This is a genomic window from Mesorhizobium sp. CNPSo 4670 (assembly GCF_057784235.1).
Window position 1 is genome coordinate 107,578 of sequence record NZ_JBWJFQ010000027.1, and the last position, 24,104, is coordinate 131,681.

24 protein-coding genes, 1 tRNA gene and 1 pseudogene are annotated in these 24,104 nt (G+C 61.5%); 8 read left to right on the forward strand and 18 right to left on the reverse strand.

The annotated features are described in order from the left end of the window. Positions 1-181 precede the first annotated feature (181 nt). A complete protein-coding gene (locus AC0ZT5_RS31370; protein WP_477291804.1) occupies positions 182-349 on the reverse strand; it encodes a hypothetical protein in 168 nt (55 codons plus the stop codon). Positions 350-506: 157 nt separating this feature from the next. Here AC0ZT5_RS31370 and AC0ZT5_RS31375 point away from each other — a divergent pair. After that, positions 507-582: transfer RNA gene (locus AC0ZT5_RS31375), tRNA-Thr, on the forward strand. A gap of 807 nt (positions 583-1,389) precedes the next feature. Here AC0ZT5_RS31375 and AC0ZT5_RS31380 read toward each other — a convergent pair. Both AC0ZT5_RS31380 and AC0ZT5_RS31385 read right to left on the reverse strand, forming a co-directional pair. Then, on the reverse strand, positions 1,390-1,956 hold the full coding sequence (locus tag AC0ZT5_RS31380) for a DUF2569 family protein (RefSeq protein ID WP_095090677.1): 567 nt from the start codon (positions 1,954-1,956) through the stop codon (positions 1,390-1,392). A 112-nt stretch (positions 1,957-2,068) separates the two neighbouring features. Then, the gene (locus AC0ZT5_RS31385) at positions 2,069-2,683 is read right to left on the reverse strand and encodes a TetR/AcrR family transcriptional regulator (RefSeq protein ID WP_184870629.1); all 615 of its coding nucleotides are present in this window, start codon (positions 2,681-2,683) and stop codon (positions 2,069-2,071) included. Positions 2,684-2,774: 91 nt separating this feature from the next. On the opposite strand from AC0ZT5_RS31385, the gene AC0ZT5_RS31390 reads away from it, so the two are divergent. From AC0ZT5_RS31390 to AC0ZT5_RS31410, 5 genes are read left to right on the forward strand one after another with little or no spacing between them, the layout of a single operon-like run. Further along, positions 2,775-3,866 carry a polyamine ABC transporter substrate-binding protein gene (locus tag AC0ZT5_RS31390; protein WP_488499567.1) on the forward strand — a complete coding sequence of 364 codons (1,092 nt, stop codon included), beginning with the start codon at positions 2,775-2,777 and terminating at the stop codon, positions 3,864-3,866. A 13-nt stretch (positions 3,867-3,879) separates the two neighbouring features. Beyond that, the gene (locus AC0ZT5_RS31395; protein WP_488499568.1) at positions 3,880-4,746 is read left to right on the forward strand and encodes an ABC transporter permease; all 867 of its coding nucleotides are present in this window, start codon (positions 3,880-3,882) and stop codon (positions 4,744-4,746) included. Between the two features lies 1 nt (position 4,747). Then, complete coding sequence (locus tag AC0ZT5_RS31400) at positions 4,748-5,530, forward strand: ABC transporter permease (RefSeq protein WP_457153373.1); 783 nt, start codon at positions 4,748-4,750, stop codon at positions 5,528-5,530. Continuing rightward, a complete protein-coding gene (locus AC0ZT5_RS31405) occupies positions 5,527-6,591 on the forward strand; it encodes an ABC transporter ATP-binding protein (protein WP_488499569.1) in 1,065 nt (354 codons plus the stop codon). The genes AC0ZT5_RS31400 and AC0ZT5_RS31405 overlap by 4 nt, the downstream gene beginning before the upstream one ends. A gap of 2 nt (positions 6,592-6,593) precedes the next feature. Further along, positions 6,594-7,352 (forward strand): MBL fold metallo-hydrolase, encoded by a 759-nt coding sequence (locus AC0ZT5_RS31410; RefSeq protein ID WP_488499570.1) that lies wholly within the window; start codon positions 6,594-6,596, stop codon positions 7,350-7,352. An 8-nt stretch (positions 7,353-7,360) separates the two neighbouring features. On the opposite strand, the gene AC0ZT5_RS31415 is transcribed toward AC0ZT5_RS31410, so the two are convergent. The 7 genes from AC0ZT5_RS31415 to AC0ZT5_RS31445 all read right to left on the reverse strand — a co-directional run bounded on the left by AC0ZT5_RS31415 (position 7,361) and on the right by AC0ZT5_RS31445 (position 14,878). Beyond that, on the reverse strand, positions 7,361-8,050 hold the full coding sequence (locus AC0ZT5_RS31415) for a TetR/AcrR family transcriptional regulator (RefSeq protein WP_488499571.1): 690 nt from the start codon (positions 8,048-8,050) through the stop codon (positions 7,361-7,363). A gap of 109 nt (positions 8,051-8,159) precedes the next feature. Then, a complete protein-coding gene (locus tag AC0ZT5_RS31420) occupies positions 8,160-9,587 on the reverse strand; it encodes an amidase (RefSeq protein WP_488499572.1) in 1,428 nt (475 codons plus the stop codon). Between the two features lie 89 nt (positions 9,588-9,676). Continuing rightward, positions 9,677-10,711: an extracellular solute-binding protein gene (locus AC0ZT5_RS31425; protein WP_488499573.1), complete on the reverse strand. Its 1,035-nt coding sequence runs from the start codon at positions 10,709-10,711 to the stop codon at positions 9,677-9,679. 39 nt (positions 10,712-10,750) lie between these two features. After that, positions 10,751-11,551, reverse strand: coding sequence for an ABC transporter permease (locus tag AC0ZT5_RS31430; protein WP_488499574.1), 801 nt, complete (start codon positions 11,549-11,551; stop codon positions 10,751-10,753). Next, on the reverse strand, positions 11,544-12,464 hold the full coding sequence (locus tag AC0ZT5_RS31435; RefSeq protein ID WP_488499575.1) for an ABC transporter permease: 921 nt from the start codon (positions 12,462-12,464) through the stop codon (positions 11,544-11,546). The genes AC0ZT5_RS31430 and AC0ZT5_RS31435 overlap by 8 nt, the downstream gene beginning before the upstream one ends. Before the next feature lie 4 nt (positions 12,465-12,468). Next, positions 12,469-13,560, reverse strand: a complete 1,092-nt coding sequence (locus AC0ZT5_RS31440; RefSeq protein ID WP_488499576.1) for an ABC transporter ATP-binding protein — start codon at positions 13,558-13,560, stop codon at positions 12,469-12,471. 361 nt (positions 13,561-13,921) lie between these two features. Continuing rightward, positions 13,922-14,878, reverse strand: a complete 957-nt coding sequence (locus AC0ZT5_RS31445) for an NAD-dependent epimerase/dehydratase family protein (protein WP_488499577.1) — start codon at positions 14,876-14,878, stop codon at positions 13,922-13,924. 659 nt (positions 14,879-15,537) lie between these two features. On the opposite strand from AC0ZT5_RS31445, the gene AC0ZT5_RS31450 reads away from it, so the two are divergent. Together AC0ZT5_RS31450 and AC0ZT5_RS31455 are read left to right on the forward strand one after the other, a co-directional pair. Continuing rightward, the gene (locus AC0ZT5_RS31450) at positions 15,538-16,311 is read left to right on the forward strand and encodes an NAD kinase (protein ID WP_488499578.1); all 774 of its coding nucleotides are present in this window, start codon (positions 15,538-15,540) and stop codon (positions 16,309-16,311) included. 193 nt (positions 16,312-16,504) lie between these two features. After that, on the forward strand, positions 16,505-18,097 hold the full coding sequence (locus tag AC0ZT5_RS31455) for a DEAD/DEAH box helicase (RefSeq protein WP_477287625.1): 1,593 nt from the start codon (positions 16,505-16,507) through the stop codon (positions 18,095-18,097). A 171-nt stretch (positions 18,098-18,268) separates the two neighbouring features. Here the strand turns inward: AC0ZT5_RS31455 and AC0ZT5_RS31460 are convergent, their stop codons facing one another. The 8 genes and pseudogenes from AC0ZT5_RS31460 to prfB all read right to left on the reverse strand — a co-directional run bounded on the left by AC0ZT5_RS31460 (position 18,269) and on the right by prfB (position 24,052). Beyond that, positions 18,269-18,874: a hypothetical protein gene (locus AC0ZT5_RS31460; RefSeq protein WP_488499579.1), complete on the reverse strand. Its 606-nt coding sequence runs from the start codon at positions 18,872-18,874 to the stop codon at positions 18,269-18,271. Positions 18,875-19,118: 244 nt separating this feature from the next. Beyond that, entirely contained in the window at positions 19,119-19,769 is a 651-nt protein-coding gene (locus AC0ZT5_RS31465) for a YiaD family glycine zipper/OmpA-like lipoprotein (RefSeq protein ID WP_095090696.1), read from the reverse strand. A 153-nt stretch (positions 19,770-19,922) separates the two neighbouring features. Then, a complete protein-coding gene (locus AC0ZT5_RS31470; protein WP_095091674.1) occupies positions 19,923-20,291 on the reverse strand; it encodes a GFA family protein in 369 nt (122 codons plus the stop codon). A gap of 138 nt (positions 20,292-20,429) precedes the next feature. Beyond that, positions 20,430-20,804: a hypothetical protein gene (locus AC0ZT5_RS31475; protein ID WP_488499580.1), complete on the reverse strand. Its 375-nt coding sequence runs from the start codon at positions 20,802-20,804 to the stop codon at positions 20,430-20,432. A 192-nt stretch (positions 20,805-20,996) separates the two neighbouring features. Then, positions 20,997-21,416 carry a GFA family protein gene (locus tag AC0ZT5_RS31480; RefSeq protein ID WP_488499581.1) on the reverse strand — a complete coding sequence of 140 codons (420 nt, stop codon included), beginning with the start codon at positions 21,414-21,416 and terminating at the stop codon, positions 20,997-20,999. Between the two features lie 285 nt (positions 21,417-21,701). Beyond that, a complete protein-coding gene (locus AC0ZT5_RS31485) occupies positions 21,702-22,016 on the reverse strand; it encodes an EthD family reductase (protein ID WP_488499582.1) in 315 nt (104 codons plus the stop codon). 53 nt (positions 22,017-22,069) lie between these two features. Continuing rightward, positions 22,070-22,851: pseudogene (locus AC0ZT5_RS31490) on the reverse strand (IS5 family transposase). Positions 22,852-22,920: 69 nt separating this feature from the next. Beyond that, positions 22,921-24,052, reverse strand: a protein-coding gene (gene prfB, locus AC0ZT5_RS31495; RefSeq protein ID WP_477306147.1) for a peptide chain release factor 2 whose coding sequence is annotated in 2 segments (ribosomal slippage) — positions 22,921-23,985 and positions 23,987-24,052 — 1,131 coding nt in all. Because the reading frame shifts where the segments join, the coding sequence is not laid out codon by codon here. Positions 24,053-24,104 lie beyond the last annotated feature (52 nt).

The window sequence follows — 24,104 nt, forward strand, 5'->3', positions numbered from 1 at the left end:
TGCCGGTGACATGGCGAAGCCAGAAGGCGAGTGCGATGAAGCCGATGATGGTCCGGAAGATGAGTGAATAGCGAATAGGGAGTAGCGAGTAGCGAAAGAGCCGCGCTCGCCACCTGGACTATTCGCTATTCCCTATTCCCTATTCCCTATTCCCTATTCCCTATTCGCTACTCCCTACCGCTCACCCCATGCCGGTGACGTGGCGAAGCCAGAAGGCGAGTGCGATGAAGCCGATGATGGTGGTGACGCCGGTCCAGTCGACATTGGCCTTCTTCACATCGCTGATGATTTTCACCAGCAGCATCCAGACCACGAAGATGATGGGGAGAATGATGACAAACCTGATCATGCGACACCCCTGCTCGAAGCGATTGCACCTTCCAGATATGTAGGAAGCGATTTGGCGGTTTGCAGGATGCCCTTCCCGGCGGTCCACTCGATGCCGGGTAACCGAAAATGGAGTTTTGTCTTTACTGGCGCAACAAATATGCTAACCGGAGCGCCGTGCCCTTGTAGCTCAGCTGGTAGAGCAGCGGTTTTGTAAACCGAAGGTCGGCGGTTCGATTCCGTCCGGGGGCACCAGTTTCCCGCGGTATGCCAATTAATTCAATGCTTTAGGCATCACCGCTTTGGGCCGCCGTTCTCGCAGCAGCACCTCGATCAAGGCCTGCGCCCCATTGGTGGCCCGACTTGTGGGGTGTAGTCTACGTGCCAATGCGGCCCGCCGGTTGCATCTCCTTCCAGGATGACGTGTGCACCCCAATTTTGCAGCGCGCGCTGCACTTCGGCTTGCTCGTGAGGATTTCCATGTGGAATGGAAATATCGCGGGCGCGGTCATCCAGATGGTTGCTAACCGTAGCCCCGCGTCCGCGGGCGCGGTGTATTATCTGTTCGAACGCCTCGGTGGTTTGCGATCGGGTAGTGCGAGGATGTTGAACGACCCACGCGTCCATCTCGGTAATATGCTGGGCTTGACGATATACCCTCAGGAACTGCGCCCGGTTCGAAAGCCGCCGATCCGCCATCAATTCGGCTTGTCGGCGGACTGTCCGCACTCCGCCGGTAGCATGTATGGCCATGTGGGGAAATTGCCGCTGGAGTTCTCGAATTAGCCCCGCAAGGGTCGTCGGCGGCGAGACACGTTCCCATGTTTCGAGGCTCGGCCGTTGAACACCGTGTCGAATATGGCCGCCGCCAAAATCGGGACGAACCTCAACCGGCGCACGGGTCGACCCGCCATGGAGAAGAGTTCCCGAAATTCTAAGCATTGATGAAATGGCAGCACAGGTTGACTGCTGCTTATGCTAGCATTTTGCGACGGGATCAGCGAGCGGTTTCAGGAATGACCGAGAGCGCGAGCGCTCCAAAATATTCGAATTGCCCCGCTTCTATGCCGCGTTCGCGACCTGGGCGGATGCTTTCACTCTGGTGAACGTGTTGCGCACCCTGACCGATCTGTAGACGTAGGCGACCCATAGTCCGACCAGGACAAACGAGGTTATGGACGTAGCAAGCGCTTCTCCGGTGACCACTTGTCCAACCGGGACGCCGAAAACCGTGGAAACCCAGATCGCGTCCAGGATGAATACCACCGGGATTGCTAGCCATTGGGTGAGGAAGAGCTGCTTGAACCTTAGGCTCCGCCTCAGCATGGCAACGAGCACGACCACTTGAAGCACCAGAAATGCCAGCACCAGCCCAACCTCGCCGTAGACCACCATGGGTCCGTTCGGCACCAGCATAAGCTGGTTGTAACCATCGCTCGAGGAACCCAATGTGGCGAGCGTACGCAATGGAGCCATGGCCTGACCAATCGCGAGAAGCATCAGCCACCCTCCAATTCCGACGAGTTCCGCCGGATTCTGGACGGGCTTGTAGGCAGATCGAACCGCAAAGAAGACAGGCACTCCGATCAACAACAGAAGTATTGCCCAATGCCAGATGGAAAACTGCATTCACCCCTCCCCCAGAAATACCCTCATGGGTTGTAGCAGATTTCAGATTCGACTCAAGGGGGTTGAGCCGCGGCTTGGTCCAAAAATCGATTCTGCTGCCTGCTCCTGACAGTCAGACCGCAATCGCTGCCACGAGAATCCGGTTCTGCCGGCGTATCGCGGCGCGCAATTCCGATATCCTCGCCTCGTCGCGTTTCACGAACTCGATGAACATCATGTTCATGTTGTTGAAGATCAGTTCGCCGAGTGCGGCCCCGTCAATGTCCTGCCGCACCAGGCCGAGCGCCTGCAGGCGGGCGATCAGCGCGCGGATCTGTTCGGTCAGTGAACGGTCGAGCGCGGTGTAGGCCTGGCCGAACGGGCTGTCGGGCAGTTGCGTCGAAATCGCCATTGCCTGCCGCCACATCTCCTTGCTGAGATAGTGCAGCGAGTGTTCGATATAGATGCCGATCAGCGTGTCCAGCGCATCGCCGACATTGGCCGGCGGCTTGGCGACGACACCTTGCCCGGCATTCAGCACCTCGTTGACTTCCAGCGAGACGATGGCGCCGAGGATGTCGCCCTTGTTCTGGTAGTAATTGTAGATCGTGCCAACCGAGACTTCGGCCTGCGCGGCGATCGCCTCGATCTTGGCGCCTTCATAGCCGGCCTCGCGGAAAAGCTCTGCCGCCGCCTCGATAATGCGCCTGTGGCGATCCGCTTTTTGCCTTGCCCGCAATCCGCTCATATCAGCCTCTTGCCACGGAAACAGAATTGACTCAATTTTAGAATTGGTTCAATTTTTTGCAAGAAGCCACAAAGGCAAGGGAGAACACTCGATGTCCGCATCATCCGCATCCAGGAATCTGCTTTCCACCCTGAGGAGCCATTTGCACGCCGCGTGCGCCGCCACGGCGCTACTGCTCGGCGCCGGCAGCTTCGCCCAAGCCGCCGATCTCAACGCGCTGATCTGGTGCGATCATTCCGATCCCGCACTTCTGCAGCCCTTCGAGGAGGCCAACAACGTCAAGGTCAACGTCAAGGAGTTCGAGGGCACCGGCGCCGGGCTCGCCATCGTCGAGCAATCGCAGCCAGGCGACTGGGACGTGATGGTGATCGACTCGATCGACGTGCCGCGCGGCGTCGAAAAGGGCCTGTTCGAGCCGCTGCCCGACGACAAGCTGCCCCTGGCGGACATGTTTCCCCAGGTGAAGATGGACGGCTCCACCGTGGTCGGCGGCAAGCGCTACGGCATCACCGAAAAGTTCGGCTACAACACGATCGGCTACAACAAGACCAAAGTCGACCCGGCCGACATGCAGTCGATGGCGGCGCTGACCGGCGACAAATACAAGGGCAAGGTCGCCATCTACGATTATTATCTGCCGGTCATCGGAATGGCCGCGCTTGCCATCGGCAAGAAGACGGCTGATCTGACCGAAGCCGACCTGCCCGCCCTCAAGGACGAGCTTCTCAAGATGAAGGCCAACGCCAAGCTGGTCGGCGAGGTGACCGCCAGCCAGACGGCGCTGGCGACCGGCGAAGTCGATATCCTGGTCGGCGGCGGCGAATGGGTGACGGCCGGGCTGGCCAAGGAGAACCCGGCGCTGGACTTCTCCATCCCAAAGGAAGGTGCTGTGCTGTGGTCGCAGTCGCTGGCCATGTTCAAGGATTCCAAGAACAAGGACCTGGCGCTGAAATTCATCCAGTACATCATGAGCCCGGAGGGCCAGGCGCGGCTTGCCACCTCGTCCTGCTACTGGGGCATGCCGGCGAACACCAAGGCGGCTTTGACCGACGACCAGAAGAAGATCCTGCGCTTCGACGAACAGCCGGGCTTCCTCGCCCGCGCCCAGGCCTACCCAGCGCCGAACGCCGACCTCGACAAAAAGATGCAGGATATGTGGACCGAAATGCTGCAGGCAAAGTGAGCGGCTGCGGCTGATGAACTCAGTTGGTAACAACGGGCGTACCCTGCCCCGGGCGGGCCGCGCCCTGCCCTGGGCGCTCGTCACGCCGGCGCTCGGCTGGACGCTGTTGTTCTTCGTGCTGCCTTTCATCGCCATGGGGCTGTCCAGCCTGACGGCGCATGACGGCGGCGGTTTCACGGCGTCCAACTACAGCCAGTTCTTCACCAACCCTTCCTACTGGCAGGCGATGGTGAATTCGCTCGAGGTGACGGCGATCGTTACAGTCGTCTCGGTGCTGCTCGCCTACCCCTTCGCCTGGATCCTGGCCGAACAGGTGCCGGAGCGCTGGCAAAGGCTGGCGCTGATGCTGGCCGTGCTGCCGTTCTGGACGTCCTATGTCGTGCGCTCCTATTCCTGGCTGCTGGTACTGGCGCAGAACGGCGTCATCAACCGGGCGCTGACGGGCATCGGCGTGTTCGCCGAGCCCCTGCAACTCGCCAACACGCGTTTCGCCACCGTCACCGGCTTCGTGCATTTCTTCGTCATGCTTTTGACGCTGACGATCTTCGCCAACCTGAAGCAGTTGAGCCCGAGCTATCGGAAGGCGGCCGCCGATCTCGGCGCCGGGCCGGTGCGCACCTTCCTGCATGTCGTCCTGCCGCTGACCTTGCCCGGCATCATGGTCGGCGCCTTCCTCACCTTCGTGCTGTGCATCGGTGACTACATCACGCCGCAGATCCTCGGCGGCAATAACGAGCTTCTGATGCCGCAGCTGGTGATGATGCAGATCGGCCGGCGCGGCGACTTTCCGCTTGCGTCGGCGCTGTCGATCATCCTCATGGCGGTGGTCACCATCGCCTATCTTGCCTGCGCCCGCTGGCTCAAGATCGAGCGGGCGTGAGATGCGCAGGATTGTCCGCATCGTATCCTGGCTCTACGCGCTTGCCGTCTACGGTTTCATCTTCCTTCCGGTGGTCGTGCTGGTGCTGTTCTCGCTCCAGTCGACCTCCTTTCCGATCCCACCCTTCACCGGCCCGTCGCTGCGCTGGTACGACGCGGTTCTGTCGGACACGCGGCTGACTTCGGCGCTGGTCAATTCGCTGCTGGTTGCCTCAATTTCGTCGCTGGCCGCCGTCACGCTCGGCTTCCTTTCCGCCTGGGGCTTTGCCCGCTTCGTCCTGCCCGGCTCCGGCCTGCTGCGCGGACTGATCACGCTGCCCCTGACGGTCAGCTATCTCATCATCGGCATGGGGCTGCTGGTGCTGTTCAACTGGGCCGGCGTGCCGAAATCGCTGCTTGCCGCCGGCATCGGCCATGTCGTGATCAACCTGCCGCTGTGCTTTGCCATCATCTACAGCCAGATGGGCGACCACCAGATAAACATCGAACGCGCGGCGCGCGACCTCGGCGCGCCGGAATGGAAGGTGCTGCTGCTGATCACCGTGCCGGTGATGGCGCCGGCCATCTTCGCCGGCTTCTTCCTGTCGATGACCTTCTCATGGGATGAGTTCGTCATCTCCTTCCTTTTGACCCGCTTCGACACGACCTTGCCGGTCGAGATCTGGAACCTGCTGCGTTCCGGCCTTAATCCCAAGACCAACGCCGTCGGCTCGCTGGTCTTTGCCGTCTCGATCGTGCTGGTCGTGCTGTTCGAACTGACATTGCTGCGCAGGAGAAAAGCATGACCGCGCCTTTGGTGGACATAGACTCGGTCTCGCATCGCTTCGGCCAACAGACGGTGCTCAAGAACGTTTCGCTCAAGATCGAACCGGGCAGTTACACCATCCTGCTCGGACCGTCAGGCTCGGGCAAGACGACGCTGCTGTCCATTCTCGGCGGCTTCGTCACCCCGAGCGAAGGCAAGGTGTTCATCCGCGGCGTCGACTGCACCTCGGTGCCGCCGGCAAAGCGCCCTACGACGACGGTGTTCCAGGACTACGCTCTGTTCCCGCATATGAGCGTCGGCAGCAATGTCGGCTTCGGCCTGCGCATGCAGGGCGTCGATGGCGCGACGCGAGCCGCCCGGGCGCGCGATGCGCTGGCGCTGGTTGGACTGGCCTCTTCCTTCGACAAGAGACCGCACCAGCTCTCCGGCGGCCAGCGACAGCGCGTGGCGCTGGCACGTGCGCTGGTGATCGAACCGGCGGTGCTTTTGCTCGACGAGCCGCTCGGCGCGCTCGACCTCAAACTGCGCCGCCAGATGCAGGACGAGCTGAAGGCGATCCAGAAGCGCGTCGGCACCGCCTTCATCCATGTCACGCACGACCAGGAAGAGGCGATGGCGCTGGCCGACCATTGCGTGGTGATGAATGACGGGCGCATCGAGGACGAAGGGCCGCCCGAGCGCGTCTACGCCCGGCCGGCGACGCGCTTTTCCGCCACCTTCATGGGCGAAAGCACGATCCTGGCCGGCACCGTCACGGAGGCCAGGGATAGGACAAGCACTGTCGCGACGCCGGTCGGGCCGGTTTCGCTGCCGAGCGCGTTGCCGGTGGACTCGGCTGTCGGGCTCGCCATTCGGCCGGAGCACCTTGTCTTCGGCGCGGCCGGCGGCGGTGTCAGGCTTGGTAGCGCTGAGGTCAGCGATGTCGTCTTCCAGGGCAGCTTCAAGCGCGTGCTCGCGGTTTCCATCGAATACCCTGCGCTGCAGTTCATCGCCAGGCTTCCAGCCTCAGCTGGAGTCCAGCCGGGGGACACGGTTGCGGTTTCGTGCGATACCGACCAGATCATCCTGTTGATGGACTGAATATGGGAACGCTTCCGGTCATCGGTGCTCTAGACTGGTACGAGACCATCCGCATGAGCGATGGCGTGACGCTGATCCATGAGCCGTGGATCAAGCCGTTCTTCCGCTGCAACATGTGGCATGTGCGCGGCCGCGACCGTGATCTCCTGTTCGATACCGGCCTCGGCCATTTCAGCCTCATGCGCCATGTGCCGCTGGTGACGGAGCGAAAGCTGACCTGCGTCGCCAGCCACACGCATTTCGATCATATCGGCTGCCATCACGAATTTCCCGACCGCTGCGTGCACGCGGCGGAGGCGGAAATCCTCGCCGATCCGCGCAACGAATGGACGGCCGCCGGCACTTATGCGACCGACGAGATGTTCGACGGTATGGCGCAAGGCTGGAACACGGCGAACTACCGCGTCATGCCTGCCCCGGCCGACCGCCTGCTCGCCCATGGCGACGTCGTCGATCTCGGCGACCGTGCCTTCGAGGTGATCCACACGCCAGGCCATTCACCCGGAGGCATCGCGCTCCACGAGAGGAAGACCGGCATCCTGCTTTCCGGCGACATCATCTATGACGGCCCGCTGATCGACGACGTCTACCACTCCGATATTTCCGACTACATGGCGTCGCTGCTCGCCATGCGCGACCTCGATGTCGCGGTCGTGCATGGCGGCCATTTTCCGAGCTTCGGCAAGGTGCGCTACCGCCAGCTTGTCGACGAGTATCTGGCGCAGAAGCGGCAGGCCGGCTGCCATCTGCGGCAGCCCTAGGAAACGAGTTAGCGCATCAATTCGAAATGTCGCGGAAACGACTGATGCAGCAACATCAGCATCGTCTTCCTCAGCACATCGGAATTGCCCGCCGGCGGGTTGAGATGATCCCAGATCCATGCCCCATGGACGAGATAGTTGAGGCTTTCAGCCAATGTATCGGGGTCGACATCGGTGTAGCCGCCGCTGCGCATGATTTCGATGAGCAGGTCGCGCGCCTCGGCATTGTAGCTGAGATCGCTGGGCAGGCCGATCTCGTTGTAGATCTGCATGCTCTTGCGGTCACTGGAGAACACGACAAAGACAGAGACCCATTTCGGATGCTGCCGCGCGAATCTTTGCGCACATTCGACCGCGCCCATCAGCCGCTCGACCGGCGACAGGCCGGGCACGCGCACCAGCGTCGCCCACAATTCATCGTACTGATCGCTGAGATACTGCAGCACGGCGCGAAACAGGTTCTCCTTGCTGCGAAAGTGGAAAACCACCAGTGCGTTGGAGGATCCGACATGCTCGGCGATGCGCTGCATCGTGACGCTTGCCAGGCCTTCGTCGGCGATGAGATCGATGGTGGCGTCGATGATGCGCTGGATGCTGGCCTCGCCGCGCTCGCGCCGGCGATCCCTGGGGGCCGGCTCTAGCCGATTGTCGCCAGCCTCGGCGACCATTGCCTTCGCGGCTGCCTTGCGTTGCGCCATTTCTGTCCAGCCTTTCAAACCTTGCGGCGGAGTTTTCCAGCCCCGCGCGCCGGCTCACCATAACCGAAGCCGGAGATCAAGCACCAGCGCGGCAAGGGCCACATGGCTCTCACAACGACGGTCGCGTTTCGGCGTTTGTGTACCACTGTCCCTGAGCCGTCTCATAGGCCAGCGCCGCCCGGAAGACATCGGCGTCGCAATAGGTGCGTCCGACAATCTGGATGCCGGTCGGCACGCCATTCGTCGCGCGGCCCGACGGCATGGACAGAACCGGGCAACGGCTCAGCATGTTGAACGGTGTCGTCATCACCCAGCCAAGCGAAGGGTTCACCTGCTTTCCGTTGATCTCGACGGTGTCCCTGGTGTGGTCGAACTCCGCCGCCACCGCGGGAAGCGCATTGGTCGGGCAGATCAGCACATCATATGTCTCCAGCAACGGTCCGAGCGTCTGGTACATCCTGGCCGCCACGTCGAGGGTTGCGACAAAATCCGTGGCCTTCGACTTTCGCCCATCTTCGGCAAATTGCCGTGCATAGCTGGTCATATCCCCGCCGTGCTGCTTGAGAAGTTGCGCCAGCGAAGCGCCGAAGAGGTGCTCCAGATAGGCAATGCCGGCCTTGAGCACCTCGTCGCCCCAGCCCAGATCCACCTCCTCGACGGTGGCGCCAAGTGAGCGGAACACGTCGCAGGCAGCGAGTGTGTTTTTGCGCACCTCCGCATCCACTTCGAAGGAGCCGAGGTCCATCGACAAAGCAATCTTCCAGCCCTTGATCGGCTTGTAGTCGAGCGGAAGGCGAAATTTCGGGCGCAGCGTGGCGATGTCGAGCGGGCTTGGTCCCGCCATGACATTCTGCAGCAGGATCGCATCCCCGACGTTTCGCGCCAGCGGGCCGGTGTGGCAATAGAAGTCGAGATTGAACGGCGGCTCGTCCGGGTTGCGGCCATAAGGCGGTTTGAAGCCCACGAGACCGCAAGCGGACGCCGGAATGCGGATCGACCCGGCAATGTCCGAACCGGTGGCGATCGCCGATGTGCCCGAGGCCAACGTTGCCGCCGCACCGCCGGACGAACCACCCGGCGTGAAGTCCGGATTCCATGGATTGCGCGTGACGCCCCAGCGCCTCGACCAGGTAAAGCCGGCGCAGCTGAATTCGGGCGTTGCCGTGCGCGCATGAACAATGCCTCCGGCCTTGATGATGCGCTCGTTCATCGTCGAAGTGTGGCCACCAATGGCATCCTTCGACAGCAGCGAGCCGTGCGATGTCGGCTTGCCCTTGATGTAGCTCTCGTCCTTGATGCCGATCGGCAGGCCCTCGAGCGCGCCAGTCCTGGCGCCCCTGGCGTATTTCGCTTCGGCTTTCTTGGCCAGCTCCATCGCCTCGTCGAAATGCGTGAAGGTGAAGCAGTTGATCGCCGGTTTCGTCGCTTCGGCCCGGTCGATGGTCGCCTGCATCAATTCGACGGGCGAAAGCTTCTTCGCCTTGAACAGCCGCAGCGCCTCGCTGGCCGGCATGTAGCAAAGGTCGAGATCAGTCATGGGAAGTCTCCTGCGATCGCCGGATCGCCTTTGGCATGGACGGGAGGTGGTCGCGCCGCGAAATCGCGGCGCGAGAAACCCGGGTCGGGCTATTTCTGGAGATCGGTCCAGATTTTCGTGTAGAGCGCCTGCACATCAGGCGGACAGGCCGGCATGAATTGTCCCTTGGCGGCGAATTCGGCCGGAACGTTCACCTCCGGCGCGTTCTTCATGTCGTCCGGCATGAAGGCTTCCGAGCCTTTGATGCCGTTCGAATAGCGCGCGAAGGCCGAGATCAGTGCGGCGTTCTGCGGGTCCATGATGAAGTTTTGGAAGAGCTTGGCGTTCTCGACATTCCGGGCGTCCTTGAGGACGGCGACGTTGTCCATCCAGATCGGGTAGCCCTCCTTGGGATAGCCATAGACGATCTTGTCGTTCTGCAGCCGCTGGCGGAGCGAAATGCCGTTCCAGTTGACGCCGGCGGCGATGTCGCCCTTGCCGAGGCCGTCGACGGCGCCATAGTCGAAGGACAGCCATTTCGCCTTGGCCTCGACCAGCTTGTCGCGCACCTTCTTCAGCACAGCCTTGTCGTCGGTGCAGTATTGGCCGCCTTCGTAGGCGATGGCGAGGAACATGACATCCCCCATTTCGGGAACGACATTGATCTTGCCGACGAGTTCGGGCGGCGGATCGAGGAAGATCGCGGACGTGTTCACATCACCCGAATAGACCGACTTGTTCACCGACACGCCTGTCGTACCCCACTGCCACGGAACGGTGTATTTGCGGCCCGGATCGAAGGGGACATCGATCCATTTGGGATCGACGTTTTTGAAATTCTCCATCTGGTCCGGGCGCGATTCAAGCAGCAGCCCCTCGCTGATCCAGATCGGGACGACGCTTGCCGACGGCACGACGATGTCGAAACCGGCGCCACCCTGGCGGATCTTGGCGAGCGCTGTGTCGTTGGAATCGAAGTCGGTGACGGTGACCTTGACCTTGTAGGTCTCTTCGAATTTCTTGATCAGATCGGGGTTGGTGTAGTTGCCCCAATTGTAGATGTTGAGTTCACCCTCGGCGCGGGCAGCACCCGTCACGGCCAGCAGCGACAGCCCGATCGCCGTCGCGGTCAGTTTCCAGTTCATGCTCCATGCTCCCATTGTTGGGACCGTCGGCGTGCCGCCTCAGGTCCGTTTCCTGCTGATGAAAAAGAAAGCCGTGACGATGCCGATCGACAGCACGAGGAAGGCCGTCGAGATCGCATTGACTTCCGGCGTGACGGTACGCCGGAGCTGGCCGAGCATGTAGGTGGGCAGCGTGTCCTGGCCGCCCGATTTGACGAATTCAGTGATGACGACGTCATCCAGCGAGACGACGAAGGCGAGCATCAGTCCGGCGAGAATGCCCGGCCAGAGCAATGGCAATGTCACGTGCAGGAATGTCTTCCACTTTGTTGCGTAGAGATCGGCCGCCGCCGTCTCCAGCGCCAGGTCCATGCTTTCAAGCCGCGCCCGGATCGGCAGATAGGCGAACGGGATGCAGAAAGCGGTGTGCGCGGAGACGAGGTAGCCTAGCCCGGAATAGCCGGTCCAGATCTTAATGCGCGAGAAGACGATCAGCAGCGCCACCGCGGTGACGATCTCCGGCACCATCAGCGGCTGGTTGATGAAGGCGAATTTGAGGGTCAATCCCGGATACGGTTTGGTCCTGGTCGTCGCCAACGCCGCCATCGTGGCGGTGATCGTCGCCAGCACGGCTGCGACAGCGGCGATCTGGAACGAGCGGATAGACGCCTCGATGACCAGCCCATTGTTCCAGGCGATGTGAAACCAGCGCAGCGAAAAGCCTTTCCAGATCACAATGGAATCATTGTCGTTGAAGGCGTAGACCACCAGCGTGGCGATCGGCAGGTAAAGCAGGAAGAAACACAGCATCGCCACGCTGACGAAGCCGTTCTGCCGCCGGACGTCGAAGCGATTAGCCATGGGCGCCATCCGACCTTGTCGTGTTGCGGACATAGAACAGCAGCGCCACCATGACGATCGCCATCAAGGTGATCGACAGCGCGGCACCGAGCGGCCAGTTTCTGCCCTGGCCAAACTGAAGCTCGATCAGGTTGCCGATCATCAGATTGGTGCCGCCGCCGAGCACCCTCGGCGTCACATAGGCGCCGAGCGAGGGGATGAAGACGAGGATCGAGCCGGCGACGATGCCCGGCGTGACCAGCGGGATGATGATGCGCCTCAAAACCTCGAACCGCGATGCGTAGAGGTCGTAGCCCGCCTCAACAAGGCGGAAGTCGATCTTCTCCATGCTGGCGTACAGCGGCAGCACCATCAGCGGCAGGAACACGTAGACCATGCCGGCCAGGACGGCGAAATTGGTGTACATGAGCTGTACAGGATGGTCGGTGATCCCAAGCAGTTGCAGCACCGAATTGATGATGCCGTCATTGCGCAGCACCTGCTGCATGGCGAAGGTGCGGATCAGAAGGTTGGTCCAGAACGGGATGGTGATCAGGAACAGCCAGATGTCGCGCCGGTGATCCGGCCGCGTGGCAATGAAATAGGCGGTGGGAAAGCCGAGGATCAGGGTCAGCACGGTGGTTGCCAGCGACAGCGACACCGAGCGCCAGAAGATCGACAGATATGCGGTGGCCAACGACAGCGTGTCGTCGAAGACGTCACGCTCGAACAGCACGCTCACCCAGGCATCGATCGAGAACTGCCATTTTACATCGCCGTAATTGCCTGGCGTCAGGAAGGAATAGACGACCACGATCAGCAGCGGCCCAAGGGCCGCGAGGAAGACGATCAGCAGCGCCGGGGTGGAAAGCAGCCAGCGTGACCTGATGTCGTCACGTTCGGCCTTTTCGGCTACCTCTATCGCGGTCGCCATGGCCCTAGTCCTTCAGCACTTGGGCAGCATCGTCGCCGATCGATATGCCGACCTTGTCTCCGTTTTCGAAGCCGCAGCTGGCACTGCGCGAGTTCTGCTGGCGCACCATGAAGACGCCGCCTTCGTCCAGCCGGACATGGATGTGCGTGTCGGTGCCGAAATAGACGATGGTCTCGATCGTACCGGTCAGGTCGCCGCGGCCTTTGACGAGTTTGGCATGCTCAGGCCGGACCATCAGCGTTGCGTTGCCGCCTGCGCGGAAACCCGCGGCGGCGGTCGCGCAGATCTTCGCACCCGAGCGCAAGGCAATCCGCGCCCGGCCATTGCCCGCACTTTCGACCATGCCGGTCAGGAAGTTCGTCTCGCCGATGAAGTCGGCGACGAACCGTTCCGCCGGGTGGTCATAGACGTCCCAGGGCGTGCCGACCTGCAGGATGTTTCCCGCCGACATCACGGCGATGCGGTCCGACATCGTCAGTGCTTCCTCCTGGTCGTGGGTGACAAAGATGAAGGTGATGCCGGTCTCGTGCTGTAGCCGCTTCAGTTCGATCTGCATTTCCTTGCGCAGCTTGTAGTCGAGCGCCGACAGGGGTTCGTCGAGCAGCAGCACTTTCGGCTGTGGTGCCAGTGCACGGGCCAGCGCCACACGCTGTTGCTGGCCGCCGGAGATCTGGCTGGTGCGGCGCGCGCTGAGCGCTTCCATCTTGACCAGCTTCAACATCGCGTCGACGCGCGCCTTGATCTCAGCCTTCGGCTTGCCCAGCATCTCCAGGCCAAAGCCGATGTTGTCGGCCACCGTCATGTGCGGGAACAGGGCATAAGACTGGAAGACGGTGTTGACCGGCCGCTTGAAAGGCGGCAGCGGCGCGATGTCCTGGCCATAGAGCAGGATTTCGCCGGCGGTTGGAAAGTCGAAGCCGGCAATCAACCGCAGCAACGTCGTCTTTCCGCAGCCCGACGGGCCGAGCAGCGTAAAGAACTCGTTTTCGCGGATCGCGACGGAGACGTTGTCGAGCGCCTTGACCGAATCCTGACCGGCTCCCCGAAAGATCCTGGTGACGCCCTTCGCCTCAACGGCGGGCCGTATGGCTGTCAAGATATTCCCCTCTCCTCCGTGGTCATTCACCAGCGCAAAACCGGCTGACCAACTTGATCCTCACCGATAGGAATAACTATTACTAAACATACAGTCAATATCTTTTTGCAGTCGCGAGCAGGGCATCGACCGTTGAGGATGCCGGCCGATGCGCCGGTAAACCCATCATGATATGCTCAAGGACGAGGCCATTGATGAATTTGGGCAAGTCGTGGCGTGACCGCTGCGGCCTGCAGGGTTTGGATCAAGGTCATGCGCCTGTTTCTGGCAGCCGTGCTGCTGATGACCATGTCGCTCTTCTCCCCTGCGCGCGGCGAGGAGCGTATTGCGCTGGTTGTCGCCAATCCGGTCTAAGAAGGCGTCACATCCTGGTCGCGGCGATCTGTTGGCGAAACCACTCGAACGTCCGCTCGATGCCCTCCCGGTAGCCGGTTGTTGCTTCCCAGCCAGGAAGGACATGCCTCGCCAAAGTCAGATCCGGACATCGGTTGGTTGGATCCTGGGGAACCGGAGGCTGGTGCTCGATGCGGCTGCCAGGGACAAGCGAGCTGACGAATTCAGCGATGCGCAGAACCGAAACCTCGTGATTGTTGCCGATGTTCAGCGGACCCCGGTGCGAGATGCTGTCGCGCCAGAAGAAACGTTCCAGTCCCTCGACGATGTCGTCGACATAACCCCAGCTGCGCGATTGGGAGCCGTCGCCGTAAACCGTAAGGACCCCTGTCGTCAGAGCCTGGATGACAAAGTTCGAAATGGCGCGGCCGTCGTCCATGCGGGTTCGCGGCCCATAGGTGTTGAAAATCCTGACGACACGAACATCAAGCCCGCTGACGCGCTGCTGCTCGAACAGCAATGCCTCGGTGCAGCGCTTGCTTTCATCATAGGCGGCCCTGGGACCCGTGCAGTCGACCGATCCCCTGTAACTCTCGGGTTGCGGCGAAACCTGGGGATCGCCGTAAATTTCCGAAGTCGAGGCAAAGCAGAAACGACCGCCGGGCCTGAGCAGCATTAGAAGATTGAGCGCACCACCTATGTTGGCCTTGATAGTGCGTATCGGCTCGCGCATGTACCATATTGGCGAAGCGGGCGACGCCAGATGGATGATCTCGTCAAAGCGCTCACCGGATGAAAAGCTGTCGGCGTCGGCAATCTGAAGGCTGAAACGCGGGTCGGTGACATGCGCAATGTTGTCTCGCGTCCCGGTCCATAGATTGTCGACGACGACCAGTCTTTCCAGGTCGTTTCGCCACAGCAGACGGTCGATCAGATGCGAGCCTAAGAAACCGCAGCCACCTGAAACCAACACGCTGCGCGACATGGAAAATTCCCCCTCCAGACACCCGGCCAGTCAACGCGCCGCAGGGCTTGTTTTCCAAGAACGACGGATAGTTGGCTTGCGCCACCGGTCCAAAGCCTATCCGCCAATCGAGGCTCTCATCTACGTCGCGAAGGGCCGCAGGCGCAACGAGCAAGCTTGGCGCACGCCATTGATCCGCGGCGGCCCACCGGCCTCGGCTTTAGGGAGAAACAACATGTCTTCGGGAGTTACAGCGCCCGTTGCGGGCATGGCGTTCCGGCTGCGTCGCCGCAGCGCGACGCCGTGGGCTGAGGCCTGAAGCTCGTCTCTTCGGACTGCCGCACCAGTGCGGCGAAGACAAGAGCGAAACTTCCCAGCATCAGGAAGACGATGATAAGGCGTGCTACCGGCAATATGTCGGCCTCTACTGGCTAGGCCCCCGCCACCATCCACTGTCGGCTAACATGACCGATGCGGCTTTACGATAGTTTAACCCTCGTCTTAACCATCACATTCGCGTTGCCTTTGACATTTTGCGCGAACGGCAGGTCCGCATCTCGCCGCTTTGCGATCGCTCGCCGGCCGGAACAACGGCTCTCTTTGCAGACGTACCCTGCCCATGCTACCCCGACGCTGGCGCGGCCCCGGTAACCGGCTGCCGCGGTCGTCATCGGGGAGCCATGAGCCAAACCGCCAGCCGCATCGCCTTCGTCTCGTCCGACACCGCTGACGCCAAGACGGCGCTGGAAGGCCTGTCGGCGCGCTATGGACAGTCCTCCATCGAGGATGCCGGGATCGTCGTCGCCCTTGGCGGCGACGGCTTCCTGCTGCAGACCCTGCGTGACACGATGGGGACGGGCAAGAAGGTCTACGGCATGAACCGTGGCACCATCGGTTTCCTCATGAACGAATATCGCTCCGGTGGCCTCACCGAGCGTCTCGCGGCCGCTGTCGCCGAAACGATCCGCCCGCTGGAGATGCTGGCGGAGACCTCGGAAGGCGAAACGGTTTCGGCGCTGGCGATCAACGAGGTGGCGCTTTGGCGCCAATCCTATCAGACGGCCAAGATCCGCATCACCGTCGACGAGCAGGTACGGCTCGAGGAACTGAGCTGCGACGGCGTGATGATCGCGACGCCTGCCGGGTCCACCGCCTACAATCTTTCCGCGCATGGGCCGATCCTGCCGCTCGACGCGCCGCTGCTGGCGCTGACCCCGGTCAGCCCGTTTCGCCCGCGCCGCTGGCGCGGCGCATTGCTCTCCAACAAGGCGACCGTGCGCTTCGACATCCTCGAGCCGGAAAAGCGGCCGGTGAACGCTGCCGCCGACCATACCGAGGTCAAGGCGGTGACCTCGGTCACGGTGCGGGAATCACCAACCGCGACGGCAACGTTGCTGTTCGATCCCAATCATTCCTGGAACGAACGCATTCTCGCCGAGCAGTTCCGCTACTGAGCGGCGCAGCGATCAACGCCTCGATTAAGCATTGCGATTAAGGTTACAACTTCACAATCGTGCCATTCCTGCCCGTTTCTGTTGACAAATCGTGGGCTTGCGCCTAATCGCAATACCAATCTTGCAGGCGCGTGGCGCTTGCCGCGACACACATGCTGTTGCGCTTCCCCGAACCAGCCAAAGACAACAACACTTGTCCTCAGACACCACGACCGCTCCAGAAGCGTTGACCTTTTCAGACCTAGGCCTGTCGCCGAAGGTCCTTTCCGCAGTCACCGATGCCGGCTACACCCAGCCGACGCCGATCCAGGCCGGTGCCATCCCACACGCCTTGCTGGGCAAGGATATTTTGGGCATCGCCCAGACCGGCACCGGCAAGACGGCCTCCTTCGTGCTGCCAATGCTGACCCGCCTCGAAAAAGGCCGAGCCCGCGCCCGCATGCCGCGCACGCTGATCCTGGAGCCGACCCGCGAGCTCGCCGCACAGGTCGAGGAAAATTTCATCAGATATGGCAAGAACCACAAGCTCAACATCGCGCTGTTGATCGGCGGTGTTTCGTTCGACGAACAGGACAAGAAGCTGGAGCGCGGCGCCGACGTGCTGATCGCGACGCCCGGCCGCCTGCTCGACCACCGCGAGCGTGGCAAGCTGTTGCTCAACGGCGTCGAGATCCTCGTCATCGACGAAGCGGACCGTATGCTCGACATGGGCTTCATCCCCGACATCGAGCGCATCTGCGAGATGATCCCATTCACCAGGCAGACACTGTTCTTCTCGGCGACGATGCCGCCTGAGATCACCAAGCTCACCGAGAAATTCCTGCACGCGCCGGTGCGCGTCGAGGTCTCGAAGGCCGCGTCGGCCGCCACCAACATCATCCAGCGCCTGGTCAAATCCGGCTCCAAGCCGTGGGACAAGCGCGAGACGCTGCGCAACCTGATCAAGGCCGAGGACGCGGAGCTGAAGAACGCCATCATCTTCTGCAACCGAAAGGTCGAGGTGTCGGAGCTGTTCCGCTCGCTGCTGAAGTATGATTTTGACGCCGGCGCGCTGCATGGCGACATGGACCAGCGTGCGCGCATGCAGATGCTGGCCAATTTCCGCGATGGCAAGCTGCGCTATCTCGTTGCTTCCGACGTCGCCGCACGTGGCCTCGACATCCCCGACGTCAGCCACGTCTTCAACTACGACGTGCCGATCCATGCCGAAGACTATGTCCATCGTATCGGCCGCACCGGCCGTGCCGGGCGCTCGGGCAAATCCTTCACCATCGCGACCAAGTCGGACACCAAGTATATCGACGCCATCGAGCGGCTGATCGGCAACAAGATCGAGTGGCATGATGGCGACCTGTCGACGGTGGTCGCCAGCGAAGGCGGCGAGGACGATGCTCCGCGCCGTGGCAAGGGCGCGCCGCGCCGCGCCGGCCGCAAGGATGACGATCGCAAGGACAGGGGCGAGCGCAAGAGGGGCGGCGAACGTCGCTCCAAACACAGTGAGGAAGACGCCCCGGCCGTCATTGCGCAGCAGCAGGAACAGCCTGATGTGCCAGAGACCGCGGTCGCCGACATCGGCGAACGGCGTGCACGCAAGGAAGCGATCCGCTCGGAAAACATCGAGCGCAAATCATCCGATCGCAACGAACCGCGCGCTCCGGAACGTGGCGACACCAGGCCGCAGCGCGACAGCAACCGCCCTGCCCGCCACCGCCAGGAAGACAACGACACCACTGTCGGCTTCGGCGACGACATGCCGGCCTTCATGCGGATCGTCGCCAAGGTCTGATCCCCAATCGCTTTCGAAGGCAAGCCGGCCATCGGCTTGCCTTCACGGTAAGCTCGTAGAGCGGTTCACCGATTCTTTGAAACCCCGAACCGCTCTATCTCTCTGTTTTGACGCATTCCGGACGGAAGACGCTTCGCATGTGCTGGAATTGCTCCCAGCCTGGCTCGCCCGTTACATCGGGCCAGGCATCATCTTGGTCGGCTTCTCCAGCATCGGAAACTCGGCCTTGTTGCATTTCACCTTCGGGTTCGTCGGACTGAATAGGCCGTTCGGATTGTCCACGAACCAGGCGTGAAGATCGTAGTGAACGAACTCCCTCGGGATGAGCGGATAGTGTCCCTCCATGGGGCCCATGAAGGTTTGGCCAAACAGCTTCGGCGGCGCTTTGATGTCCGGCGTCAGCGGCACCAGCCATTCCGCCCCGACAAGGCGCAGGCCTTTTTTAGTCGGTTCGTAGATCAGCACGTTGGGGTGCATCGGATCGAGTTTTTGGCCGACGCTGGGGACGTTGACGAAATGGATACCCATGGCGCCTTTCGGGTAATCCATCGTGCCCGGTATCTTTTCTCCGCTGAAGTAGACGCAGCCGACTGTCGACAGATAGAGGTCGCGGACGGCGGCGGTGTAGTCCTCATATTTGGCTAGCGACTTCTTCAAGGCCTCTATGTCGGCCTTGCCGGCATCCTCGGCCTGAGCCGTGGCGACGCCCAACCATGCGCCCACAAGAGTGGTTAAAGCGAGGACGCCGCAGCGCCCAAGGCTGGCTGTTCTTGTCATGCATTCCTCCCAGATTTTCTGAATCTGGCCGTGCAAGACCGAGGCGGGAAAAAATGCTGATTGCGCGGCCAGTTGTATCCGCCTCATCCTCTCCGGAACAGGGTCGATGCTATTCCTTTCCGTGGCTGCGGGAAACTAGTTAGTTAGAACTAGCTAATTCGCTGAGCGCCAATCTGCGCCGGCATCTGCTCAAACAAAAACGGCCCCATATATGGGGCCGTTTTGCATTCGCTTGCCGGACAGATCAGGTGAGCGGCGACAGCTGGATCTCGACGCGGCGGTTCTGGGCACGGCCTTCGGCGGTCGCATTGGATGCGATCGGCCGCGTCTTGCCGAAACCGGTGACGGCGAAGCGGCGCTGATCGACGCCCTGGCCGGACAGGTAGTTGGCGACCGCCAGCGCGCGCCGCTGCGACAGATCGAAATTGTGCTGGTCGCCACCTGTCGAATCGGTGTGGCCGAAAACGTCGACCGTGGTCTGCTTGAACTTCTTCAGCACCAGCGCGACCGAATTCAGCACCTGGTAGAAGCCGGGCTTCACGGCATCCTGATCCGTGTTGAAGGTGATGTCGGACGGCATGTTGAGGATGATCTGGTCGCCACTACGGGTGACGCTGACACCGGTGCCCTGAAGCTGCCGGCGCAGTTCGGCCTCGTTCTGGTCCATCGTGGCGCCGATGGCGCCGCCCGCAAGCGCGCCGATACCCGCGCCGATCAGTGCGTTGCGACGGTCGTTACCACCGGCAAGCAGCCCGAGGCTGGCACCTGCCAGGGCGCCAAGACCGGCACCCGCGGCGGTGTTGGAAATCTTCTGGTCGCCTGTGTACGGATCGGTGGTGGTGCAGGCGCTCACAAGCAAAGCCGTCGCCACAACGACGAGCACAGTCTTTTTCATAGGATCGTCCCTCTCCAGGTCACGCCACTGCAATGGCGCCAAATCAGCCCTTCCCGCGACTTGTAACATGAAATGCGGCGAAAAGCGGAACGGCAAAAGCTGCCGCAACGGCTTTTCCCCGACGCCGATTGGCCGGTCGCCATCATGGCGAGGCTACCAGAGATTCTTGCCGTCGATGACGACCACCTCGACCTTGTCGAGATCGAAATCGTCGAACAGCCGCGAATTGACACTGATCTTGGGATTGTCGAAATCAGGCTCGCCGGTCGACCAATCCGGCGTTTCTGTGAAGGTGCCGCAGCCGCATGTGGCGCAAAAACCGTGCTTTACGGTTTTTGACCCCCATTGGTAGACGGAAACGTTCTCCGGCGGGCTGGTGAGCTTGAATTGCGACGGAACGTAGTAGGCCCAGAGCGAGCCCCGTTTCGAGCAGAACGAGCAGGTGCATTGCGTCACCGTCTGCGGTGCCTGCGAAACCTCGAATGTCGTCCCCTTGCAATGACAGCTTGCCTTGATGGTCATCAACGAACTCCTCCTGTCGCCCACCGTCTCGTGCGGCAAAGGCAGCATAAAGAGGCGCTCCTGACAACTCTCTGTCAGCAGAGGCGCGCCAGACGGCGCGCCGTCTGAACCTTCCATTCCAAATCCAGACCAGAAGGCCTAGAAGGACGACGGCGGCACGAACAGGCAGATGGTCTTGCCGGCATCGAGCCCGGCTTCATGGGCGCACCAATGGAATTCACCGTCGGGCGAATCCTTGATTCGTCTGTCGCTGTAGGCCAACACCTCCCCGGTGTCCTTGATGACATAACCTTCCGGGCGCTCGCTGATCGAGGTTTGCGACACCTCGCGGCAATCGTAGTTGGCGCAGCAGGCGAACGGATAGCTCCAGCCTTGCGGCTTCGCCGCGGTCGGCTTGGCATCATGCGCCAACGCCGGCGAGGACAGCATTGCTATCATTGGAATTGCAAGCAGGGATAACAGAAGTCGGCCGGCCGGTCGAACGGCTTTGGCCGATCTGGGTGTGGCAGACATGGAAACGTTCCTTTCAAACGAGCCATCAAGCGTTTCGCTTGCCCGTTCCCTGAACGTGTCTTCCCAGCGGCCGGATCGTCAGCTAGCAGATATGCTGCGCCCAGCCATAAATGCTTTTGTCTCCCCTCAATGCGGTGATGGTGAGCGCAAATGTGAGTCGGCGCAAGAAATTGCTACGTGGCAGACCGACGCCTATTCGTCGACAGATCCGGCAATCACGTGCTCTTGATATTGCGGCAGGTCGTCGGTGATGGGGAACCAGCCCGCCTTGGAGCCCACGAAGATATGGGCGGACGGGCGGATCGACGGATCGTCGGCAAGAGTTCCCATCGCCACGTGGACAAAAGCCCCCTCGCGAACGAGCGAATACAGCAATGATCCGCACAACCCGCAATGCGCATCATGGCCGCTTTGATCGCCGAAGATCAGAAGCTTGTCCTCGCCTTCGCTCAAGGCAAATTTTTCGCGCTCGATACCGGCGAACGGCTTGAAGGCGGAACCCGTGGTTCGTCGGCAATTGGAACAGTGGCAGTTGGCAGCGTAAACAAACTCGTCCCGAACGGCGTATTGCACAGCGCCGCACAGACATTTTCCGACAAGCTTGCGAGCCATTGTCCTATCCATGTCTATGTGGGCCCGCGGTTCTGGAGCCCTGCTCCATCCCGATGGAATCGGGATGGAATTCGTGCTCCAAGGACTAGGTCACCGACTCATAAAGCGCATCCAGATTTTGGCTGAAGCGAGTTTGACGAGAGCAAGGTAGTTTTCGCTTCAACGGCAACCACATGTTCCCGATCGTCGAACGGTCCGGCACCGGCTACGTCACCATGGATCAGGTGCGCCAGCACTACGCCGATCCCGGAAAGTTCAACGGCTACGCCTGACGCGCCGAACCCCCTACCCTCCAACGATTTCGCTGATCTGCACGATGGGCGCGATGTCCGTATAGTTGGCGACGTCCGCGACGATCTCCGCGCGGTGAGGTCCGAACGCCTCCTGGAATGTCCCCAGGGTCGGCGAGTAGATGTGGCACGCCGCGACGAACTCCGGCGCGCTTCCAGGTTCGCGACCCGCAAGGCCCTTATCGATCTCGTAGCGCAGGCAGGCATCGCCGAGCCGTTCCTGGATCAGTGGCATGTGGCGGGTGCGGTAGTAGTCGTGATCGAACTTCGAGCCGCCATCGGCCGGATAGTAGACGCTCATCTTGATCATGGTCGGGCTCCTGCCTGAACGCCTCTCCGAGCGTCCGAGGGGGCCTTTCTAGCTCACCGACTCGTAAAGCGCATCCAGATTTTGGCTGAAGCGAGTTTGGCGAGAGCAAGGTAGTTTTCGCTGTGCTTTTCGAAGCGGGTGGCGACGGCACGGAAGTGCTTGAGTTTGCTGAAGCGTTCGACGAGGTTGCGGTAGCGATAGAGGAAGGCGCTGAACGGCGGGCGGCGTTTGCGGCCGGACATCGGCTTGATGTTGGCCCACGCGCCGCGCGCGGCCATCTCGAGGCGCAAGGCATCACTGTCGTAGGCGCGATCGGAGAGCAGCACGTCGCCGCCGCCGAGCGTATCGAGCATGTCGGCGGCGCTCCTGCCATCGTGTGCTTGTCCGGGCGTCAGCTTGAGCGCGATCGGCAGGCCGCGCGCGTCGCGTGGATCTTGGTGGTCAGTCCACCGCGCGAGCGCCCATGCATCTGTCGTCAGGCTCACGGCCCGGGGGGCGGTATCCGGCGCCCCTTTTTACCGTTGGCACCATGCTGGTGAACCCGGATCGACGAGCTGTCGATCATCTGCCCGCCATCGTAAGCCCTTGATACAGCATCGAAGATGCCGGTCCCATACGCCCGCCTTGCGCCATCTGACGAAGCGGTTGTAGCAGGTCGTATACGGGCGTAGCGCTCGGGAATGTCCGCCCACGGCGAGCCGGTCCGAAGACGCCAGTAAATCCCGTTCAGAACACGCCGCTCGTCAACCCGAGGCACCCCGCGCGGCTTGCTCGGTAGCAGCGGCTCGATCACCGACCACTCGAAATCCGTCAACTCGTAGCGAGGCTGGCCCATCAGCAGCTCCCTTCAAGAAGCTTGAATCAGAACCTTGCAGCTACCGCCAGCAGTTCATGAGTGCGTGACCTAATCCAGATCCGCCACCGCTTCACCCGCACCGCCTTCGATGCGCTGCGACAAAGAGGCTTCCATGAAATCGTCGAGGTCGCCATCGAGCACGCTCGACGGGCTGGTGCTCTCGACGCCGGTGCGGAGATCCTTCACCAGCTGATAGGGTTGCAGCACATAAGAGCGGATCTGGTGACCCCAGCCGATATCGCTCTTCGACGCTTCGGTCGCGTTGGCAACCGCCTCGCGCTTCTTCAGCTCTTCCTCGTAGAGGCGCGAGCGCAACATCTCCCAGGCCTTGGCCTTGTTCTTGTGCTGCGACCGTTCGGCCTGGCAGGCGACCGCGATGCCGGTGGCAAGGTGTGTGATGCGCACCGCCGAATCGGTAGTGTTGACGTGCTGGCCGCCCGAGCCGGACGAGCGGTAGGTGTCGATGCGGACATCGGATTCGGAAACGTCGATCTCGATCGTGTCGTCGATGACCGGATAGACCCAGATGCTGGCGAACGACGTATGCCGGCGCGCATTGCTGTCATAGGGCGAAATGCGCACCAGGCGATGAACGCCCGATTCCGTCTTCAGCCAGCCATAGGCGTTGTGGCCCTTGATCAGCAGCGTGGCGGACTTGATGCCGGCCTCTTCGCCGTCATGCACTTCCAGCACCTCGACCTTGAAGCGGCGCCGCTCGGCCCAGCGCGTGTACATGCGCAAAAGCATCGAGGCCCAGTCCTGGCTTTCGGTGCCGCCTGCGCCGGCATGGACTTCGAGATAGGTGTCATTGGCGTCGGCCTCGCCCGACAGCAGCGTCTCGACCTGGCGGGCTTTCGCTTCGCCCTGCATCGAACGGAGCGCGGCTTCCGCCTCGGCGATGACGCCCTCGTCGCCCTCTTCCTCACCGAGTTCGATCAGCCCGATATTGTCATCCAGCGCCTGCGTCAGGCCTTTCACCGAGGCGATACCTTCCTCGAGGCCCTGCCGTTCGCGCATCAGCTTCTGCGCTTCCAGCGGTTCGTTCCAGAGGCTGGCGTCCTCGGCGCGCACGTTGAGGTATTCAAGCCGCTTTATGGCCTGATCCCAGTCAAAGATGCCTCCTCAGCAGGGTAATCGCCTGCCTGATCTCGTCGACAATATTCTGCGTTTCCGCGCGCATGGCTGGCTGTTCTGTCCTGTTTGATGAAATCGGTCGGCGCGATACATAGGGA

Excerpts from the sequence above, each read along its gene's own strand:
- AC0ZT5_RS31370 (WP_477291804.1), bottom strand. The coding sequence starts at position 349 with ATGATCAGGTTTGTCATCATTCTCCCCATCATCTTCGTGGTCTGGATG.
- AC0ZT5_RS31380 (WP_095090677.1), bottom strand. The coding sequence starts at position 1,956 with ATGCAGTTTTCCATCTGGCATTGGGCAATACTTCTGTTGTTGATCGGA.
- AC0ZT5_RS31385 (WP_184870629.1), bottom strand. The coding sequence starts at position 2,683 with ATGAGCGGATTGCGGGCAAGGCAAAAAGCGGATCGCCACAGGCGCATT.
- AC0ZT5_RS31390 (WP_488499567.1), top strand. The coding sequence starts at position 2,775 with ATGTCCGCATCATCCGCATCCAGGAATCTGCTTTCCACCCTGAGGAGC.
- AC0ZT5_RS31395 (WP_488499568.1), top strand. The coding sequence starts at position 3,880 with ATGAACTCAGTTGGTAACAACGGGCGTACCCTGCCCCGGGCGGGCCGC.
- AC0ZT5_RS31400 (WP_457153373.1), top strand. The coding sequence starts at position 4,748 with ATGCGCAGGATTGTCCGCATCGTATCCTGGCTCTACGCGCTTGCCGTC.
- AC0ZT5_RS31405 (WP_488499569.1), top strand. The coding sequence starts at position 5,527 with ATGACCGCGCCTTTGGTGGACATAGACTCGGTCTCGCATCGCTTCGGC.
- AC0ZT5_RS31410 (WP_488499570.1), top strand. The coding sequence starts at position 6,594 with ATGGGAACGCTTCCGGTCATCGGTGCTCTAGACTGGTACGAGACCATC.
- AC0ZT5_RS31415 (WP_488499571.1), bottom strand. The coding sequence starts at position 8,050 with ATGGCGCAACGCAAGGCAGCCGCGAAGGCAATGGTCGCCGAGGCTGGC.
- AC0ZT5_RS31420 (WP_488499572.1), bottom strand. The coding sequence starts at position 9,587 with ATGACTGATCTCGACCTTTGCTACATGCCGGCCAGCGAGGCGCTGCGG.
- AC0ZT5_RS31425 (WP_488499573.1), bottom strand. The coding sequence starts at position 10,711 with ATGAACTGGAAACTGACCGCGACGGCGATCGGGCTGTCGCTGCTGGCC.
- AC0ZT5_RS31430 (WP_488499574.1), bottom strand. The coding sequence starts at position 11,551 with ATGGCTAATCGCTTCGACGTCCGGCGGCAGAACGGCTTCGTCAGCGTG.
- AC0ZT5_RS31435 (WP_488499575.1), bottom strand. The coding sequence starts at position 12,464 with ATGGCGACCGCGATAGAGGTAGCCGAAAAGGCCGAACGTGACGACATC.
- AC0ZT5_RS31445 (WP_488499577.1), bottom strand. The coding sequence starts at position 14,878 with ATGTCGCGCAGCGTGTTGGTTTCAGGTGGCTGCGGTTTCTTAGGCTCG.
- AC0ZT5_RS31450 (WP_488499578.1), top strand. The coding sequence starts at position 15,538 with ATGAGCCAAACCGCCAGCCGCATCGCCTTCGTCTCGTCCGACACCGCT.
- AC0ZT5_RS31460 (WP_488499579.1), bottom strand. The coding sequence starts at position 18,874 with ATGACAAGAACAGCCAGCCTTGGGCGCTGCGGCGTCCTCGCTTTAACC.
- AC0ZT5_RS31465 (WP_095090696.1), bottom strand. The coding sequence starts at position 19,769 with ATGAAAAAGACTGTGCTCGTCGTTGTGGCGACGGCTTTGCTTGTGAGC.
- AC0ZT5_RS31470 (WP_095091674.1), bottom strand. The coding sequence starts at position 20,291 with ATGACCATCAAGGCAAGCTGTCATTGCAAGGGGACGACATTCGAGGTT.
- AC0ZT5_RS31475 (WP_488499580.1), bottom strand. The coding sequence starts at position 20,804 with ATGTCTGCCACACCCAGATCGGCCAAAGCCGTTCGACCGGCCGGCCGA.
- AC0ZT5_RS31480 (WP_488499581.1), bottom strand. The coding sequence starts at position 21,416 with ATGGCTCGCAAGCTTGTCGGAAAATGTCTGTGCGGCGCTGTGCAATAC.
- AC0ZT5_RS31485 (WP_488499582.1), bottom strand. The coding sequence starts at position 22,016 with ATGATCAAGATGAGCGTCTACTATCCGGCCGATGGCGGCTCGAAGTTC.